At 33.0% G+C, this 20,344-nt stretch carries 12 protein-coding genes; 1 reads left to right on the forward strand and 11 read right to left on the reverse strand.

Annotated features, from left to right (window positions below):
• The first annotated feature begins 3 nt into the window (after positions 1-3).
• Positions 4-753 (forward strand): LytR/AlgR family response regulator transcription factor, encoded by a 750-nt coding sequence (locus C1X07_RS18655; RefSeq protein ID WP_103071555.1) that lies wholly within the window; start codon positions 4-6, stop codon positions 751-753.
• Between the two features lie 574 nt (positions 754-1,327).
• Here the strand turns inward: C1X07_RS18655 and C1X07_RS18660 are convergent.
• From C1X07_RS18660 to C1X07_RS18710, 11 genes are all read right to left on the reverse strand, one after another.
• Complete coding sequence (locus C1X07_RS18660) at positions 1,328-1,762, reverse strand: hypothetical protein (protein WP_103071556.1); 435 nt, start codon at positions 1,760-1,762, stop codon at positions 1,328-1,330.
• 128 nt (positions 1,763-1,890) lie between these two features.
• Positions 1,891-2,325 carry a hypothetical protein gene (locus tag C1X07_RS18665; RefSeq protein WP_103071557.1) on the reverse strand — a complete coding sequence of 145 codons (435 nt, stop codon included), beginning with the start codon at positions 2,323-2,325 and terminating at the stop codon, positions 1,891-1,893.
• Positions 2,326-2,996: 671 nt separating this feature from the next.
• Complete coding sequence (locus tag C1X07_RS18670) at positions 2,997-4,433, reverse strand: RagB/SusD family nutrient uptake outer membrane protein (protein ID WP_128755322.1); 1,437 nt, start codon at positions 4,431-4,433, stop codon at positions 2,997-2,999.
• A gap of 16 nt (positions 4,434-4,449) precedes the next feature.
• Positions 4,450-7,770 carry a SusC/RagA family TonB-linked outer membrane protein gene (locus C1X07_RS18675; RefSeq protein ID WP_164914199.1) on the reverse strand — a complete coding sequence of 1,107 codons (3,321 nt, stop codon included), beginning with the start codon at positions 7,768-7,770 and terminating at the stop codon, positions 4,450-4,452.
• 912 nt (positions 7,771-8,682) lie between these two features.
• Positions 8,683-9,969 (reverse strand): KamA family radical SAM protein, encoded by a 1,287-nt coding sequence (locus C1X07_RS18680; RefSeq protein ID WP_103071560.1) that lies wholly within the window; start codon positions 9,967-9,969, stop codon positions 8,683-8,685.
• A 14-nt stretch (positions 9,970-9,983) separates the two neighbouring features.
• Entirely contained in the window at positions 9,984-12,242 is a 2,259-nt protein-coding gene (locus C1X07_RS18685) for a TOMM precursor leader peptide-binding protein (protein ID WP_103071561.1), read from the reverse strand.
• 151 nt (positions 12,243-12,393) lie between these two features.
• On the reverse strand, positions 12,394-12,978 hold the full coding sequence (locus C1X07_RS18690; protein ID WP_103071562.1) for a hypothetical protein: 585 nt from the start codon (positions 12,976-12,978) through the stop codon (positions 12,394-12,396).
• Between the two features lie 87 nt (positions 12,979-13,065).
• Entirely contained in the window at positions 13,066-13,998 is a 933-nt protein-coding gene (locus C1X07_RS18695) for a hypothetical protein (RefSeq protein WP_103071563.1), read from the reverse strand.
• 58 nt (positions 13,999-14,056) lie between these two features.
• Positions 14,057-14,983 carry a hypothetical protein gene (locus tag C1X07_RS18700; RefSeq protein WP_103071564.1) on the reverse strand — a complete coding sequence of 309 codons (927 nt, stop codon included), beginning with the start codon at positions 14,981-14,983 and terminating at the stop codon, positions 14,057-14,059.
• Between the two features lie 247 nt (positions 14,984-15,230).
• Positions 15,231-16,190 carry a hypothetical protein gene (locus C1X07_RS18705; RefSeq protein ID WP_103071565.1) on the reverse strand — a complete coding sequence of 320 codons (960 nt, stop codon included), beginning with the start codon at positions 16,188-16,190 and terminating at the stop codon, positions 15,231-15,233.
• Positions 16,191-16,245: 55 nt separating this feature from the next.
• Entirely contained in the window at positions 16,246-20,322 is a 4,077-nt protein-coding gene (locus C1X07_RS18710) for a TOMM system kinase/cyclase fusion protein (RefSeq protein ID WP_103071566.1), read from the reverse strand.
• Positions 20,323-20,344: the final 22 nt, after the last annotated feature.

Genomic DNA, 20,344 nt, shown 5'->3' on the forward strand with positions numbered 1-20,344 from the left:
ATTATGCTAACAGCTATTATTGTAGAAGACATGTCGGATGCATTGCATCTTTTAAAAAATGATTTAAAAGTTAATCATCCCGAAATAGAAGTAATCGACACGGCACAAAGCGTTGTTGAAGCTGCCAAATCCTTAAGCAATACGCAGCCAGATATTTTGTTTTTAGACATTATGCTGGGAGACGGCACGGGCTTTGATGTTTTAGAGATATTTCCCGAGCTAAAATCCAAAATTATTTTTGTTACTGCCAGTGATGAATTTGCTATTAGAGCTTTTAAGTTTGCTGCTATTGACTATGTTCTAAAGCCATACTCCAATGAGGAGTTAGCTCAGGCAATCTCTAGAGCAAAAGAACAAATTCAACCCAATAAAGAGCGACTTAACATTTTGAAAGATACGCTATCAGCTCCCGAGCAAAAACCAGATAAAATATCCCTACACACCTTAGACAAAATTATCATAGTTAACCTGGATGATATTATTAGATGTGAATCTGATAGTAACAACACCATATTCTATCTTATTGATGGTCAAAAGATTTTTGTGACCAAAACGTTGAAGTATTTTGCTGATATGCTCAAAAATTATCAGTTTTTGAGAGTACATCAGAGTCATTTGGTGAATTTGCAGTGTATTAGTGCCTTTATAAAAACTGATGGCGGATATCTTATGCTAAAAAATGGAGAAAACATACCTGTATCTGTTCGCAAAAAAATAGAAGTAATGGAAATTTTGGATCGTTTGCACCGATAAAACTTCAATCCGACATACAAATCTTATAGATTAAAAATGGCTTATAAATAGTCATACGCTATTCATAAGCCATTTTGATATATAAATCAGGTAAAAATGAAACTAAATTCCTTTTATATATCGTTATTCCCGTAAAACTATGTTACATTTTCTGACCAAGAGGCTGTAAACAAAACACCTAATTCATTAATAGTATTGCAATACTATTTATCGTTAAACATATATTACGAATGGTACGATTTGAAAGCAATATATTATATTTTTTATTTTTGCCTTTTCATGTTATAGGCAATATTTTATCCATCATTATCTTATAGTTTTCTGAAATCGGCCGAAAGCAGAATAAAACTAAATGACACTACGAATAGGCATTACCCCAAACACCACTTCTTCATATCATTTCTCTAATAGTACTAAATTAAGAAGTATAGGGGATATAAAATATTTCATTGTATTTCATATACACTAATGTTATTTTATTCTATATTATAAAAAAGGGTTTGACTTTTTTAATAGCCAAACCCTCAACAAATTGGTAAGAAAAATTTGATTTTTATATCTAATAGCCCCCTATTTAATAACTTACCGCTTCAATATTTTTGTGACCTCCCAGAGATTTTTCAACATTTGCAAGAGAAACATCCCATCCTGTAGAGTCTATATAAGAACCACCTAGTGTTTGCTCATAAATGGTTTCATTTCCTATTACTGGTATATCTACATCAATTTTTACATGCATGGAGATATAATCATTGGTTTTATTATAATTAGATACAATAACTTTTACCTCTGGACTTTTATTGACCACTTTTGTCAAATTACCATCAATCGAGATTGGACCTCCCTTTACTTCGCCATCTTTTATCCCTGAGAATTTACTATGATAGTCAATCCCAAAATCTCCTTTACCTAGATTAAGCAATTGCAGTGTCGTAGTTATTTCTTCCTTTGCTGGCCAAAAACCAAACTTCACTGTTTGTGTTTTTGAATCTATAACTGTTTGTGACATGTTTTATAGTTTTATTTTGTATCTCTTAATTCTGAAGTAAAATTAGGAATTAATTAATCTAATAAATATTTCATCGTATTTCATTTACACTATTTGCGATGTATATTCTATTGTAATTTATATTAACCTCAATGACTTATCATTTCAATGTTTTTCACCTTTTGATTACTTTTCCAAATATTCATAAAAGACGTACTTTCATTTTTTGACGACACCTTATAGTTACCAAGTATTTGATTATATATCATTTGATTACCCAAACCAGGGACTTCTACATTAATCTTTACATGTATAGCAATATAATTACTCGATGGACTATAATTTGACAAATCAACCTCTATTTCTGGGTTTCCATTAACTCTTTTAGTAATACTACCACTTTCTGGAATTTCTACATTTTCTATTTTCCCAATCTTTAAACCACTAAACTGACTAGTATAATGAATATCAAAGTTTCCATTACCAAGACTTACCAAGGTAAGTGTTGTTTTAATACGTTCTTGAAATGGCCAATAACCAAATTTAAACTTTTGTGTTTTTTTATCAATCAGCAAATGTGTCATAACTCTTAAGCTTTATTTATGATATTGGGTTAAACATTTTTCTAATCAATCAAGTATTCTTTAATGATGGTGTAAACTTAAACAGAGGAAGGGGTAAAAAATATTTCATCATATTTCATCACTAAAAAAAAACGATAACCACATAGTATGGGGTTATCGTTACAAAAAAGGTGCTTAAACTTTTTTAGCTCGATTTTATAATTTTCAAGCTTAATTTACACTATCGGATCGATTTTTGCGGAGTGCCATATTTCCTATCGTTCCTAGAATAAAGCTTTTTGAAAAGCTTTGGTGTATTTGTCGTTTTTATCCTGCTTCCTAAAATGTTTTGGGTTTGGATTTATAAATCAATCGTTATTCAGTTGTATTATACACTAAAATTAATGATTAATGGTGGTAAAAAATATTTCATCATATTTCACCTGTAAAACCGTAACAGTAAAGATGATAACCAGTACTATTTCGGTTTCAAGAAGCCCAAATATTATATCCTTTTCCGAAAATATTAAAGCCTTTACTACTAGCGTAGATAAAGGCTTTAAAAATTGGCTAATTCGTTAAATCAAATGAAGTATAGATCACATTATAATTTAACTTCTTTTATATCCGTCAGTTATAAACTAACACAGATAAATCCATCTATAATATTTATAATTTTACCCAAAGATTATTTAATTGTTTATGCTTTCATTAATGTTAGGGTTTGCATCTATTTCTTTTTGTGGGATATTCAAATAAAACAGTTCACTGTCTACTGGAACATCGACTTCAACTCTATGATTAGGATCTCTATCAATAGGCAGACGATATCTTTTGGCATCAAACCATTCTACACCTAGTTCGCCATAAAGTTCTTTACGTCTTTCTAACAGGATTTCATCTAATAATGCCTGCCCTGTATTAGAAGACATAATAGCATTAGGATCTCGATCACTCTGTAAAGCAAAAAGCAGAGTATGAGCGGCACTTTCGTTACCCAAATGATATTGAGCTTCAGCATCAATAAGTACCATTTCAGATTTTCTCATAAGTGAAACATCTGCTTCAAATACAAATGAAAATTTAGAGGTTACATATTCTCTATAAGGGGTAGTAACCCCATAGATGTCTGCAAATAGTTTCCTAGAATCTGTATCTGAGAATTGATCAACAAAATTGGCATTAACATAGGTAGCCTTATAAAAACCTAAGGTATGATCTGTCATCCCATGAGGAGCATTAAAAAAACCATGGGTTTCAACTTCATCTTGGTACATTCCCCAAATCCATTCGGGATCGGTCATATCCAAAAACCCTATTCCGTAATTTGAAGAAGGAACTGCTGAAGCAGCATCTCCTCCATAAGCTACTCTGGCAGATGAAGATGCTAGTGTCCAATCATCCATAGTTACTAATAACACTCTGGCAAGAATACCATTGGCAACGGCATTATTGATGTAACTTTTTCCTAACCTACTTTCAGGTAAATCTACGATAGCTTCTTTTAGATCAGATAAAATTAAATCATAAACCTCTTTTAGAGTGCTTGGTGGGTTACCCTCAGATTCTCCTGTCGCCGGAGTTGTGTATATCGGAAGCCTGGCAACATTCACATTATTTTTATAATTTGGGGCAAATTCTAAGGCTAATTGAAAATAATGAAATGCTCTCAGAGTTTTACCAACGGCAATAAACTCTTTTTTTGTATTTTCATCCAAATCACTATTGGTAACTTCTTCAATGAGTACATTGGCATAGTTAACGTTCTCATAAAGATAGTCCCAGGTAAAAATTGTTCTTCTAAAATTAGGGTCTCTATTCTCATGAGTATAATCAAACCTATACCAACTTGGGGACTGAATTAGATCATTCCCTTTAATTGTTCTGGCAAAATATATAGAATGTAATCCTGCTGTATCCAGATTTTCATGAATGGCTCTGAAATTTCTTAATATTCCTGAAACATATGATTCTACAATGGTTCTGTTAGAAAATACTACTTCTGATGATAAGCCATTTGTATTTGTTGGTTCCTCTAAAAAATCATCAGAACAATTAATTGTACATAAAGAGATTACAAGAACCAAAACTAACCTAACTGTTATATTATTAATACTATATTTTTTCATTTTTCTCTTGATTTGATTAAAATTCAACTATTAAGCCTCCTGCAATGGTCCTTGAAAGGGGAGATCGATTGCTTGTTGTACCATCAAAGCTTTGTTCTGGATCAATCCCTTTATGAGATTGCCATGTAAACAAATTATCAGCTTGTAGAAAAAGTCTTAATCTATTACAACCAAACTTTTCTAATAAGGATTGATCAAAATTATACCCAAGGGTCAAACTTTTTAATCTTACAAAATCGTTTTTAAATAAAAACCGGGTAGAATTGTAACTATGAGAGTTGTTACTCGCTAATAATAGCGGAGTATCGGTTATATCCCCCGGTTTTTGCCATCTGTTTAAGTTGTCTGGATGAGCAGATGCTCCAGGGCTGCTAAATGATCCCATCATGATGCTAGCATAATCTGTATCCAGCAATTTTCCTCCAAAACTAAAATTGGTTAAGATATTTAAGTCAAATTGTTTAATTCTCAAAAAAGAAGTAAAACCACCAATTACATCTGGTAATGAAGAACCACTCTCATAATCTGTAGCCTCTTCATAATCCTTGGTAGTTACTTTGTCTATCACATTGCCATCATCATCTAATACATCCATATACCACATCCCAAATCCATCTTCGGGATCTACTCCTGCCCATTCTGGGATGTAAAAATCAAATAACGAATTACCTACTTTTAATAGTTTTGTACCACTTATGATTTCTTCCTGAGTCAATTCAGTAATTTCATTTTTGTTTAAAGAAAAATTAATTCCTGTCGTCCAGGTAACATTGTCTGTTTTTATATTTGTAGAGTTTAAGGTTATCTCCCATCCGGAATTTTTGATAGCTCCAATATTGGTAGTAACAAACTCAACTCCCGCAGAAGGTGTTACGGGCTTATTAAAAATTAGATCTACAGATTCTTTGCTATAATAATCTACTATACCTGTAATTACACCATTAAATAATCCGAAATCTACTCCTATATTAGAAGAGGCTGTTTTTTCCCAGCTTATAAGTGGATCGGCAACACCACTTAATAAAAGACCATTGTTCCCTTCGTTATTCCATCCGGCAATATAGGTAGATTGATATGGGAATAATCCTATTCCTCTATTATTTCCTGACTCACCATAGGATGCTCTAAGTTTAAGTAGTGATATGGTGTTACTATCAGATAGAAAGTGTTCATTGGAAACAATCCAACTGGCACCTGCAGAAAAGAAGTTTCCCCATCTGGTTTCTTCTTTAAATCTTGTAGAACCATCCCTTCTGGCAGAAAATTCGGTATAATATCTTTGATCAAAGTTATAAGCAACCCTTCCCATATAACTGTTTAATCTTTCTGTCTCTATATTTCCACTTACGCTTTCTGGAGTGGTACTGGCATCAAGATTCATTACGTCTGGTAAAAACCCGGTTCCCGATGCTGATAATCTATCGAGTTCATAAGTATAGGCTTCGGTAATTGCATCTGCTGAAACATGATGCTTACCAAAATCCTTTTTGTAATTTAAGCTCTGTATTGCATTTACTGTAGAGGTAATATTTCTGGTTTGAGTGACTCTACCTCCAACATTAGTAGCAAAACCGAATAGGTCATCGGTAAAACTAAAAGAATCAAAAAGATAATTCTCATAACTAAACTGGGTTTTAAACTTCAATCCATCTACAATTTTGAGTTCTGCAAATGCGTTCCCAAGATAGTTTATATTTTTTCTTTGTTCTTTACCCAAAAGGATATATGAAAGAATATTTTCACCTCCTCTTGCAGTTCGAACACTATTAATAGGTTGCCCTGTAACGTAACCATTACCAAGGTCAAAGACTAGATTTCCTGTTTCATCTCTATGAAAATTTCCCTCCGCATCCCTAGCGTAAACAGGATAAATTCCAGAAACACCATAGATCCATGAAATGGCTTGTACTACACTATTACTGGTCTGATCAGGACTTCCTGAATTTGAACGAGAAAAACTGGTATTAAGACCTACCTTTAACCAATCCGTAACCTGAGATTCCAGGTTTAATCGAGTTGATATTCTTTCAAAGTCAGAAGAAATGACAGGTCCTTCTTCGTTTAAATAATCTATTGACATAAAGTATGTCGACCTTTTATCTCCTCCTGAAAAGTTAAGGTTATGATTCGTCCTAAGGACATCTCTTCTAATCACTTCTTTTTCCCAATCTGTCTCCCACAATAAAGCGGCTCCTGGTACTAAATTACCATTTTCATCAATAGGATTAGAAACGTTATAAGGATTATACCCCAGATGATCCACTAATTGGGCAGATGCATTTTGGGCTGCTATAGAAGCACTTTGCGCATTAACATACTGGTTGGTGTTTTTTAGTGCTTCCCAGGTGAGTTTCATATTATCTTCGGTACCTAATAAGTCATGAATTCCTACAGCTGGATTAGAAAAACCTATCTGTGATCTAAACGTTATTGATGGTGCTGTTTCTTTTCTACCTTTTTTGGTGGTAATTAGAATCACACCATTTGCTCCCCTTGATCCATATAATGAGGTTGAAGAGGCATCTTTTAACACAGAGATTGATTCAATTTGATCTTGGCTAATTGTGTTTAAATTTCCGTTAAAGGCAGCTCCATCAACTACTATCAGAGGAGCTTGTGCTGCATTGATACTACCAAAACCTCTAATTCGTATATCTGGATTATTACCAGGTTGCCCTCCTGAAGTGAGTATATTTACTCCTGGTACGGCTCCCTGAATTGCTCTTAATGGCGAGGTTGCTTGTTGATTAGAGATAGTTTCTGAAGAAACTGAACTAATAGATCCTACAAGTGACTTTCTTGATTGATTACCATAAGCGACAACCACAACTTCTTCGAGAATGCTATTATCAGTAAACAGTACTACATCTATTTTATCTGTAGATTTTTTAACTATTCTTTCTTCGGTTTTCATACCGACATAACTAAAGACAAGCGTTTGCCCTTCTTTGGCTTCGATAATATATTCGCCATCAAAGTCCGTTACAACTCCGATCTTGGTGCCTTTAATAAGTACATTGGCTCCAGGGATAGGGTTTCCATCAAGAAAAGTTACTACTCCAGTAATTTGTTGTTGAATGTCTTTTTTTTGTACAGCTTCGTTTTTAGTAGTTCTGTTGCTATTGGATATTTTGTTTATAATAATTTGTTTATCAAAATATTCTATGGATACATCAAACTGTTTTAACAACTTATTCAGCACATCAGAAGTTTTTTCTTCTTTAACTGATATATCTACAATATCATTAGTTTCAAAAACATCTTTTTCATACAAAAACTTGTAGTCTGTTTTGCGTTCTATTTCATTAAGTACAGATTTAATGGTCGCTTCTTTCATATCTAAGGTAATTATGGTATTCTGCGAATATGAATTTGCATGAGATTGAAAGAAAGACACGATAAATAAAAGATAAATAAACTTTTTTCTTAAGTTTCTTTTTAGACAATAACGGGATAGTATTCCCTTTAAAGTAGCGGGTATGTTCATATTATTGGGGTTTAAAAATTATTCTGTTCTATAATCATATAAAGAAATCGAAAACACACAGGTTATCGATTTTCATTTACCCCCAAATAGTAAAGATTGAAAAAGCGGTTTATTCGTTAAGATTCTGTTAAATTAAAAAATAAAATCCTGATTACCAAATGATTGTTTTTTTTAAAAACAAAATCATTAAATTTTTTAAACATTATCTCCATCGAATTAAGGAATTATCAACACGCTATTTAACCACTATATTTTTATGGTTTTACCGTAATTAATAAATTGATTTTCTCTAGATATAACGGTGTTTTAGACTTTTTTTACAGAACTGTTAACGGCATACTATCTAATACATAAAACTATCTTTATTCTCTACTCATTTTTTCTCCCTAATATTTTTTCAAAAAAAATATTTTTCCCACCAAATTATGTAATTAGAATTACATTTTTGAGCCCCAAAATGAAGTTCTAATATATATTCTGAGTTGCAAATTGAAGTATTTGGACAATCGTTTTACAATTACTTTGAAAAGATATTTAACACAATGAATTTGTATTGATAATTAGAAAATGTTCTTTCTGTAGTTTAGAGTGGTTTTGATTTCAAAAGGCTCCATTACCACTTCATCATAATTAATATTCTTTTGTTTACAAATCATTACCAGGATAAAACCCATAACACAAAAACAATTTATTACCTATGGCGGTAAAAAAGAAAAGCGATAACCTTTGTTATCGCTATAAAAAATGTTTTTTTACTACTAACTATACCACCTGTTCGGTAGTTTTAGATTCTTTACTAAACAAGGCGATCAAATCTCCGGCATTTTTGGTCGTCTCACTATAAGGTATAAGTTTAATTGTTCCTTCTCCTTCCATATTTGGTGGTGCTTGCAATGATTTTAAAACAAAATACTTTTGATCATTGATAGTAACTACACCGTCTAGTAATGTTCTATGTAGATCATTCATAAACACTGGACCTCTCACTGTTCTGGCTAAACCTGTTGTTTGCTTTTGTGCGGTCTGAAAAACCTGTAATGCTTTTGCTAATGGGATTCTAAAACATGATTCAGAGTTGTGATCAGCTTCGATAAACATATAGTACGGGATCATCCCCAAGGCAATTTGAGCGTTCCACAGTGAACTCCAATCTTCGGGTGTATCGTTTATTCCCTCTACGATGGGTCCTTGACAACGTATTACAGTACCAGTATCTCTAATTCGTTGTATAGCTTCTTTGACTACGTCATTTTCAAGCTCTCTAGGGTGTGTAAAATGCGCACACAGGTTAAGGTGCTTTCCTTTTGACTGGATGTATCGAAATAATGCCAACAATTCATCTGCATCTTTATCTGTAGTAAATCTATAAGGCCACCAAGCCAATGATTTAGAACTTATACGAATTACTTTTACCGAATCTATTTCTAGAATCGGATCTATATATTTTTGTAATGTTTTGGCTTTAAGGACTAATGGGTCTGCTCCTGTAAACAATACATCTGTAATCTCAGGGTGCTCTTTTAAGAACGCTACAGGTTCGTTAGGATCTGAGTATGAAGAATTTTGCTGAGCTTCTTTATTATTAAACATGATCCATCTAAAGCAGTAGGAACAATAAGAATGACAGGTTTTTGCCATGGGGTCAGGAAACAAGCTTACAATAGTTTCAAAATTACTGTACATCCCCCTTACACGTTCTCCGTTTACTTTAGGAAGACTGGTTTCTGCATGTTTTACTTCTGGGTACATCTTCCTCTTTACCTTTTGAACAAACGGAATCAATGTTTTTTCATCTAGTCCACTTTGATATAAAAGGAGTAGCGAATTGAAATCTACAGATTGTAGCATTTCTTTTCTGGGAAAAATAAGTTTATAAATAGGATCATTGGGTACGGCATCCCAATCTATTAGATGTTCTAAAACATAGGTATTCACTTTAAAATGAAAAACACTTGACAAAATATCAAACACTTGTCTCTCTGCACTTGGTAGTTTTTGATAATACTTCGTTTTTTTAAACGACGTATTATTATAAGATATAAACTTCATAATCAGATATCATTTTAAATAAAAATACTCAAAGGGTTTAATTGTGATTCTGCATAGGGTTTTTCTAGTTTTCCCATTTTTACAGGTACATCGTATAATCTTCCTGCTGCCGTACGCCTCCAGAAATGTCTTAATCCTGGTACGATTACTTTAGCTACAGGCAGCCCTATATCAGGCTGTGTTAGGTCTACCACTAATGTCTCTAACCCATGTTTTTTTGTGGTATGAATACAAAATTGCACACTATCATAAACGGTGGGATCGCATAACTGAGAATAATCAGTTTGCATATTTTTTAGCTCTCCCGCCATAGGTACCAGGTAGTCATTATTTTGAAGAGTGGCAGTATCAAGCCAGCTGACAAAAATCTGGTCTGTGGTCAAATAGGTTTCTTTTTCGCTCATCACTACCGGAAGTAGCTGATTAAGTTCTATAATTGCCCTTTCTAGTGCAATATGTGCATCTATATGTGCTCCAAAAGCGTATAAAATTTTGTCCTTACCATCTTCTTCTAGATTATGACTAACCGCAACAAATACAGGAATATTAAGATCTGTGGTAATATCCAGAACATATAAACTTCTGTTTATACTCTTATAATACGCTACCATCTGATTAATATATGGATTCTGGGCAGTCTCCAGATCTATCGCCGAATATCTAATTCGATTATACCACCAGATTGCTGCTGCATCACGTTCTACAAGCTCTAAAAATCCTTGTAGAATAGCTTCTTCAATGGTATTTCCTGCGGCACAACCATTAGAGTCCGGATAGGCATATAGCTTTTTTTCATCATCGGCAGGATATTGCGCATAACAGTAGCATGAAGGAAGGTATTTAAATTTTTCATCTGTAAGGCTATATACAGGTGTCCAATCCATTTCTTTATTAGCATCGAAAGGAATTGGAATCAGGGAATAAAACTTGGTGCTTTTTTCATTAATATGTTCACGATTATGATATTGGTCATCGCTATATAGCATACATGAATTAGGATGAATCGCATCTTGAAGTTCATCAAAAGTAGCTGAAATGGTATATGTTTTTCCTTGATACATTAAACTATAGCGCTCTATAGCTTCGCACAATGCTCCTGTTTTGGCTTGTATTGCTGTTCTTCCTTTACCTCCGTTAGCACTTCGAAGGTGTAGATTTAACCAGAATAATGAAGAACTTTGCAACGCTAAATTTTTTCCCGAACCAAAATTATAGATAGGTGTATTTTTTATTGGATGATACTCTTTTAGATAAGGGACTATGCCTGTGATATCACTTACATGATGCTGATATCGTTCTAGAGTTTCTTCTGGTTTTACAGTACGATATCCTCCTGGATTATCAGCTATTATAACTTGAGGTTGTAAAAGAATCGGTTCTGGATGTTGCTGAGTGATCTCTTCATCGCCGCAAGCCTCGCACTGTGGTCGTTTTACTATTTTGTGCCTTATTCTACTACCTGTCTTGGCTGTTAGTGCAATAAGTGTATTAAATAACACTTCATTTTGACCATGGTACAACCAGGAAACCAGTTCTGAAATTGCTACACTTATCCCCCATTGACTGGATAAAGGATGGCTTACCAAAGGACGATCAATAGTTTCGTTTGTTTTGGCTAATGCTCTATATAATTTGTTCTCCTGATCATGAAGCACCAATCTATGCTGTAAACACTTCCAACAGGCGTTATCCTTCTTATCAGGAGTTATAAGTGGTCCAATATACGGTGTTGTTCCATGGATTTTTAGTAACAGTATAGATGTATTATTCTCAATCGCCTCTTTATTAATCACCTCTAAATCAGGATGCAAATAGTCTGAGGTAAGTACAATAGTTACATACGGGACGTCTGAATATTGTAAACCCGTTTCTGCACACATTTTCTTAAAAGCTTCTCCATTTGCCGAACCAACCGTTTTAAGGGCAATCGTTTTGGTTTTAAACACAGAAGATAATCTTTGGATATCATACCCCAACTCTTCCCAATAGGCGCTTTGTTCTGGCGTAAATACTGGTTCTGCATGTGTGATATACCCCTCAGTTTCCAATTGGTGTAAGGTAATTAATACTTCACTTAGATTCCCTTTATATTGATGATAATTAGCTACCAGTTCTTCTTTGGTAACCGCAGTACCACTAATCGCATCCAGTAACTGAATAGCCAGTGGAGATTGCAGTACTACACTATCCTGCTCTGAAGACATGATGGTATACTTATCATTAATTTTTACTTTGGCGTATTTCTCTTTAATTCTGTAAAATGTATCAGGCATTATCAGGGAGTTCTCTTAAAGGTGTTTAATTCTAGAATATCAAGTTTTTAAACCAATAATCAATGTCGTTTTATAAGTCTTTTACAAAACGACATAGATTATGAGTTATGAATATAAGGTCAAACAAGGTTTGCCTATAAAAATTCATCCTCTAACAAGAGGTCAAAATCACCTCTTCTTCTTGTTCGTTATCTCTACAATACACTTTTGTAAGCATATCCTTATTAGGTATAAAGCAGGGCATAACGAGTATGGCATCATAATTATCCAAATCTATAGTGTCAAATGGCAAAACCACTTTATACTCATCACATTCAGGTAAAAGTTCTCTCTCTATCGTCTTCATACCTTCTGGACCAGTCCTAAAAACCTGAACAAATAGAGGTGATTCTTTTATGGTTATTGTTTCTTTTGTATTTCCTTTTTTAGTGAAATACAATGTTGGCCAAGCTGTTTCGTAATCTAAAATTACTTTTGTCTTTTTAGGTAATTTCATGCCACATCCCTCCCATGGTATTCCTTCTTCTTTCCATACATATTCATTATCTATTTTTCCGTCTGTCATAAAAGCTACAGTCTTGGAAGGGTCTTGAAAAGCATTTAACAATCTCTCATTTTTAGCACACATAAGGCTAAGCTTAAAATATTGTTCACAGATATAATATATTTGTTTTTGACTGGCATTCCAGTGCACAGGCAATGTTTCTGATCTTAAATTCAACGTGTTAATTTCCATGGTTTTAGGTTTTAAGAGTTATATAAAACGATTTTTAGTGAAATTTAATATCGTAAGGGTTGCCTCTTCAACAAAGTAGCAATCATATTAAGTAGTCGTAGCGACAAACTCCTCTACTCCTTGATCTTTGTTAAAGATTTTCATATTTGTTTTGACATCAAACCTAGGGCTATTATAAGGCATATACAATGTATACTCATACTCCTCTCCATTGTTTAGTGCTAACTCAATTTCACTAAAATCATTTGACGATACACCTTCAAATTCTGGTTCAGACTTATTAATTGCAAAAAATCCTGGTTTTAACTTATGATTATTCTGATTTGGATCGTTACAATCTTTATAGAAAAACTCATTATCCCCTAGAAGAGAAACTTCTAATTGGTATGGTTTCTCTTCCAAAACGATTTGGGTAGCTTCGTCACTCAATTTTTCAACCCTTTTGGTTACTACAAATTTTGACTTCGAAATAGAAGTATCCAAAAGAACTTTTGTTCTTGAAGGTATTTTCATTTCACAACCAGGCCAGAAATACCATTTATCTTCTGCACTATCAAGAACATCTCCTTTTAATTGATCTTCTATTTCAATAATGATACTCTTATATAATTCTGGATTCTCTAGATGAATTTGAGTGAGTTCAGAAATAGTATAACCTAAAACAAATCTAGTTTGATCATTCCTTTTCTCAGTTTTTAATAAAACTCCATCTGTTAAAAATCCGTGTCTTAAATTATGATGATTTAGATATGCATCTCTAACAAAATCATTAATAGACTCAAAAAAATGTAATATGTTAAAAAATTCTACGATTCTTAGAATGGAATTTTTTGTACTGTCGTTATTTGAATCAGATTGGCTCAATTCTAATGAAATATTTTTATCTATGGTGTTATAGATTTGATATATCATATCATTTTTGGGATACGAATCAAATAAGGATTTAACTTCTTTCCTTACGGTTTTTTCCATATCTGATTTTTCTAGTGTAGTTGGTCTTTCTAGATCTTCTGTTATCATGGTTTTAAGTTTTAAGAATTATGTGAAATATTAAATAGTGTTAACATTGGGTTATACTTTAAGAACAAGTAGCTATAAATTCTTCTACTTTTTCTTCAGTTCCGTATATTTTCATGTGTGTTTTTACATCCAATCGAGGACTACTATATGGTACATATAATGTATACTCATATTCCTGTCCATTTTTTAATTCAAAATCTATTTGGTTAAAACCACTCTCAAAACCTTCACCGACAAATATGGGTTCAGATTTATTAATAGCAAAAAAGCCTGGATTAAGTTTTTGTTTAGATTTTTCATCATCCTTATAAAAAAGTTCGTTGTCTCCTAGCATAGACACTTCTAATTGATATGGTTTCTCTTCCAAAACGATTTGAGTAGCTTCGTCACTCAATTTTTCAACCCTTTTGGTTACTACAAATTTTGACTTCGAAATAGAAGTATCCAAAAGAACTTTTGTTCTTGAAGGTATTTTCATTTCACAACCAGGCCAGAAATACCATTTATCTTCTGCACTATCCAGAACATCCCTTTTTAATTGATCTTTTATTTCAATAATGATACTGTTATATAATTCTGGGTTCTCTAGATGAATTTGAGTGAGTTCAGAAATAGTATAACCTAAAACAAATCTAGTTTGATCATTCCTTTTCTCAGTTTTTAATAAAACTCCATCTGTTAAAAATCCGTGTCTTAAATTATGATGATTTAGATATGCATCTCTAACAAAATCATTAATAGACTCAAAAAAATGTAATATGTTAAAAAATTCTACGATTCTTAGAATAGAATTTTTTGTACTGTCGTTATTTGAATCAGATTGGCTCAATTCTAATGAAATATTCTTATCTATAGTATTATAGATTTGATATATCATATCATTTTTGGGATACGAATCAAATAAGGATTTAACTTCTTTCCGTACTTTTATTTCCAAATGTGATTTTTCTAGTGTAATTGGTCTTTCTAAATCTTCTGTTACCATGGTTTTAAGTTTTAAGAGTTATGTAAAATATTAAATAATACTTTTTAAACATTGTAAGAACCTAAGAAATAATTTTTAAAATCTAAACAGATAGAGACTCACCTATAGTAGCTATTAAAAAGTATATTACATAATTTAATTCAAATTTCGCCACTTACCAAAAAGCAAAATTCATTTATGCTTTTTTTAATTATATTTCACATAACTTTTAGTATTATTCTTCTAGTAACTGTCTAATAAAAAAATATCAAGAAGTCGAAAGAATTAATTCTTCAGTATCAGACCCTTTAAAGGATACCTTTACCAACATATCAGCACTTGGAGTTATATACGGCATTTGAACAACTACGTCACAATCTATTAAAGCCTCTAATACTTTCATATTAATAGATTGATAATCGTCTTGCAAATTTGTATTTTCTTCAAGTTTGTTTGCATATTCCTTCTTTGAAATGGACACTTTATTCGTTTTAATTTTTAACATTTCATCTTCCATTACAGCTCCATGGAAATGATCTCTATGCTCATCTTCAATTACCCTTAAAAACCCTTTATCCGCAATATAATTTACGTGCCATGAATTCTCTTCAATAAAAATCTCATCTTCAGATTCTCTTTTCTTAACATATACTGAAGGATATGGCTTATTAAAATTCAAAATAATTTTTGAATTTTTAGGAATTGCCATTTCACAGCCTTGCCAAAAATGTAGATGTTCAATATTATCATCTGAACTCATCAAACTTTTTACTATATCAACAAGTTCTTCTTGCTTTTCTATGTAGTTATCAATAGGGTATATTTTAAGTTCATTATTCACTTTACAAAACACACATCCACCTTCTATAAGCATAGCCCTTCTAGATTCATTGGAATTTAAGAAAACCTCGTTATACTCTTCATATATCCCCATTAAGGTACTCATCTCATTATACTTTGATATAATCCTTAAAATCCTAAATTTATTTTCTAGGTAGGTTGGATTGTGTTTTTTTTCGCTTTTAATATTTTTTTCATGTTCCTTTTTTTCCAAAATGTCCAGTCTTTCAACCATGGCATCATACGTTTTTATTCTATTTTTCAGAATGATATTTGAATCAAAAAGTACTTTGACTTTTTCTTTCAGAACTCTAGTTTTCTCCTGGTTAAATTGATTTTGATTTGATGTTAACATTTCTTCGGGGCTTTTTTCTAATGTCTGTTTCATGATTTTTAATTTTGGTTTATAGTTGTAAGATTTTGTGCTTATTTTTTGACACTTGTCAGTGGCTTATTTTTAATAGTTCATTAGCTCGATTTAATAACTTGGTATTCATCTTTTCTCCAATATTAGAAGCTAATAGTAATTTTAATTCTTCAAGAACGTTATCATGTGTTTTTCCTTCTTTTAGAAGCAACTCTCCATACATTACCAATGCTTCTAGCTCAAACCATTTAGCTCCAATCTTTCTCGCATCTTCTATTGACTGCAATAGTTGAGATTCTATTTTTTCATTTAGCATACCATATTTCTTATAATAACATTCCACTAGCACTCTTCTTACTAGGGATAATGTCCATACTTCATTATCTTTCAAACTTCTTTCTAAAGACCTCTCTAACAACTGAATAGCTTTTTCAACATAACTATGAGATAAGTATGTTTGAGCCAAAGAGGGCTCATACCATGAAAGTGCATAATATTGTTGACTTGACAGAGTGTCTTCTACATATTTTTCCGCATATTCAATTTTATCATAACTCCACTCTCCAATCATTTTTAAATGTGTAGTAACCCAATTTTTACCTGATTCATCTCTATGTAATAAATTATGCTTTTCAACTATGCTTCTAACTAATTCTTTATCATCTAAAAAGTATCCGAGTAGCGCATAAAATAAATAAGCTAGGGTTATTGAAACTGGATGATTTATCTCTTCGGACCACTTTATTCCTTCTAATGCATATTTTTCAGCTTTTTTAGGATCTCCTTTGAATAAATAGATACTAGATAAAAAATAATATGAAGAACTTTTCGGTTCCATATTATAATTAATCCCTATAGCTACATCTGTATCCGCGTTATAAATTTCAAATACTCTTTTGCAAAGTTCTTCAGCCTTCTCTAATTTCCCATCAGCATGAAATGCTTGTGCAATAAGAGGTAATACTCCTACTTCAACATCTCTGTTTGGATATTTTTTAAGTTTATCTAATATGCTATTTGCTACCTCAGAAGCTTTTTTACGTTTTGAGTGGAAATGATAATTTAAAAACAACCCCCATTCTATTTTATGAGCTATTTCATTTATTATCTGATTCGAAATCATATTATTATCAGCTTGTGCCTTACCAATTAACAATTCATTTCTTTTATTAATTTCAACAACTTCCTTACTCCCGTAACCACTAATTGCCATTTGAGCAGGTAGAATTAAGTCATTTAACACAAGTTCTGTTTCGATTTTCTGACATTCATCTTCTATACACCCCACCCATTCTTTACTTATAACATGTAGTCTAAGTGCCTCTTCGTTAGAAGAATTTCGGATATGTCTTTTGATAGCTTTTAAGCCTAATTGGGAGGCTTTTTCATAAGCAGTTGCTTCTGCAAAATGCCTTGCTAACTCAAAAGGGTTATCTCTGGCGATCTCATCAAAATCATGTTCTATGGTATCGGCTATTCTACCATGCACTTCCTTTTTAAGCGATGATACCATCCCATCATACGCCGCATCACGAATTAAAGCATGACGAAAGACATACATCTCATTTTGCACCCTACGATGACGATAGATCAGCCTGGCATCTAAAAGCGCATTTAGATTTGCTTGTACCATAGCTTCATCATTAAGAGATGATTTTACCAAAAGTTCATAGGTAAATTCTCTACCGATGGCAGATGCTAACTGAGCCGTTTCTTTGGCAAATCCTAACTTATCTAGCCGTGCGTTCAATAACCCTTTTAAGGTAATTGGCACAGAAGTTTCATCAAACTTTTCTTGTAGTTGATAGGTATCATATTTAAAGACCAAATATTTATTCTCTAACATCATACGGGTAAGATCTTCGACAAACAAAGGGATACCATCTGCCCTATCTACAATATAATCCAAAGCATCTGCAGCAATGGATTCTTGTTGTAGTATATCTTTTATCAAGGTATGTGTAAAGGATTTGGTAAGTGTATTCAGGGTAATATTACTAACGGTATCAAAGCTCCATTCTGATTTAAATTCTGGTCGAGCCGTTAACAGTAAAAAGTAGTTTTCTTGATCAATAGTATTAATTAAAGTGTTAATAAAATCCAGACTTGTAGGGTCAATCCAATGCAAATCTTCTATGATGAGCATAAATTTTTGTTGCTCATCAATACTTTGTATACATTTTTTTAAGGTATCGAATAAAATCTCTTTTTGCTCTGCGGGAGGAACAGTAGACACTTGATAGGTATCTCCCAGAGGAATAGAAAACCATGAACATAATACAGGAAGAGATTTCTCGATATCGCAATGCGCTTTTTTCAATACTTCTTCTATTTGAGAAATGATATCTCCTTCATGTACCTTCATTCCTTTTTTTAGCATTTCAAAAATAGGATGCAAAGCATTATTTTGATATTCTGGTAAACAGCGACATTCTCTTACTGTGTATCCATCATTAATCAGTTGTTTTTTACTCTCATAAATTAGTTTAGACTTACCAATACCGGCTTGTCCTTTGACTAATACAGCTTTTTCGTTTTTTATAGACTCCCATATTTCGAGTATTTTCTTTTGTTCTATTTCTCGTCCTACCATTTTTTGGTCTGCGCTACGAGAACTAAGATTAGAAAAAGCCTCGGTCATACGCTCTCCTGTAAGGAGATGTGTCGAAATAGAGTGTTGTTCTCCAGCAAACATGGGTACATCAAAAGCTTCAAACTCTAGATATGGATCCAGTAGCTTTTTGGTGGTATCGGTAACCAGGATTTGTCCAGGTTGTATAGAATACAAAAGATTAAAAGCTGTATTGGTGACTAATCCTTCGGGAGGACTTTTATGTCGTATCAAAACGGTACCCGAATTCATCGTTACCCGAACATCCAAACTCGTATTATGCTGTGCATGGAGCAAGGCGCTTCTTTTTTGTAATTGACTAATAATCTCCAAAGCGGTTCTTCCTCCTCGTCTGGCATCATTATCACCGGTATTAGGATATCCAAAACACATGGTGATTGTATCTGCCATGATTCCCAAAATATACCCTCCGTATCTTAGTCCTATATCTTTACAATGCTGTAACTGATCTTTTTGAATAGTTTCGAGGGTTTCTAGATCCAAAACAGATTGATCGGTAATCGATAAACTTAGTTTTGCGCATAGTACGGTGAGTACTCGTTTTTCGCTGTGGGTGCTCCTCCAGACAAATTGATTAACGGCTGTAGATTCTTCAAAAGATACCGATGCCGTATTTTGTGGCTGGATCTGCCCTACAATAGTATTAAAATTAATTTTTGAATATTCTTCAAAAACTATTTCTGCATTGTTTGCTCGCTGTTGAGAATCTTTTCTCAATACGGTTTTAAGCACATCTGCCAATGGATGTCCTGCAATTGATCCTGGTAGTGGAACATCTGTAGTATTTAGTTGCAACTGAAATATCTCTGCTACACTAGCTCCTTGTATCACAGGTTGACCGGTAAGACATTCTAAAACAATTAATCCCCAGGCATAGAGATCTGATTTTGTAGTAGTGGGTTCTCCTCTTAATTGTTCTGGAGCACAATATGCCGGCGTACCGATAACCTCCTGAGTAAGGGTTAGGTCTGCATAGTCATTAGCTCTAAAATCATTTGTAAATGCGCCAATTCCAAAATCCAATATTTTGGCATGCGACTTACTACCGGTTTTGGTTACCATAATATTGTAAGGTTTCAGGTCGCGATGCACAATTCCTTTAGAGTGTGCATATACCAATGCTTCTAAAACCTCTCCCATTAATGCTCCTGTTTCTTCTGCAGATAAGCCCTCATTATAGCTAATAAGTTCTTTTAGCGTTTCTCCTGTTATATACTCAAAAACAGCAAAAGGCTCATTATTTTTGGTATATCCTTTATCCAGAAGTTTAACAATATTCGGATGATTAATCTGAGCACAAAGTTGGGTTTCTCTTTCAAAACGAGCTATTTGTTGCTTTTTGGATTGCCCGTCTAGAGATTCTTTAAATTTTAGCATTTTAATAGCCACAACCTGACCTGTACTTATCTGCTCTGCCTTATATACTAATCCATAACCTCCTTCCCCTATTTTTTCTAGTATAATATAATTCTCAAGATCAATGACAGTTTCCAGATTGTTATTCATCGAAAAGTCTTTCATGATTAAATAGTGTTAATGATAG

Source organism: Aquimarina sediminis (assembly GCF_002895435.1).
Lineage (GTDB): Bacteria > Bacteroidota > Bacteroidia > Flavobacteriales > Flavobacteriaceae > Aquimarina > Aquimarina sediminis.

Bases quoted from the DNA above. Each gene is read 5' to 3' on its own strand.
- C1X07_RS18660 (WP_103071556.1), bottom strand. From the start codon at position 1,762: ATGTCACAAACAGTTATAGATTCAAAAACACAAACAGTGAAGTTTGGT.
- C1X07_RS18670 (WP_128755322.1), bottom strand. From the start codon at position 4,433: ATGAAAAAATATAGTATTAATAATATAACAGTTAGGTTAGTTTTGGTT.
- C1X07_RS18700 (WP_103071564.1), bottom strand. From the start codon at position 14,983: ATGGTAACAGAAGATTTAGAAAGACCAATTACACTAGAAAAATCACAT.
- C1X07_RS18665 (WP_103071557.1), bottom strand. From the start codon at position 2,325: ATGACACATTTGCTGATTGATAAAAAAACACAAAAGTTTAAATTTGGT.
- C1X07_RS18690 (WP_103071562.1), bottom strand. From the start codon at position 12,978: ATGGAAATTAACACGTTGAATTTAAGATCAGAAACATTGCCTGTGCAC.
- C1X07_RS18710 (WP_103071566.1), bottom strand. From the start codon at position 20,322: ATGAAAGACTTTTCGATGAATAACAATCTGGAAACTGTCATTGATCTT.
- C1X07_RS18695 (WP_103071563.1), bottom strand. From the start codon at position 13,998: ATGATAACAGAAGATCTAGAAAGACCAACTACACTAGAAAAATCAGAT.
- C1X07_RS18655 (WP_103071555.1), top strand. From the start codon at position 4: ATGCTAACAGCTATTATTGTAGAAGACATGTCGGATGCATTGCATCTT.
- C1X07_RS18675 (WP_164914199.1), bottom strand. From the start codon at position 7,770: ATGAAAGAAGCGACCATTAAATCTGTACTTAATGAAATAGAACGCAAA.
- C1X07_RS18685 (WP_103071561.1), bottom strand. From the start codon at position 12,242: ATGCCTGATACATTTTACAGAATTAAAGAGAAATACGCCAAAGTAAAA.
- C1X07_RS18705 (WP_103071565.1), bottom strand. From the start codon at position 16,190: ATGAAACAGACATTAGAAAAAAGCCCCGAAGAAATGTTAACATCAAAT.
- C1X07_RS18680 (WP_103071560.1), bottom strand. From the start codon at position 9,969: ATGAAGTTTATATCTTATAATAATACGTCGTTTAAAAAAACGAAGTAT.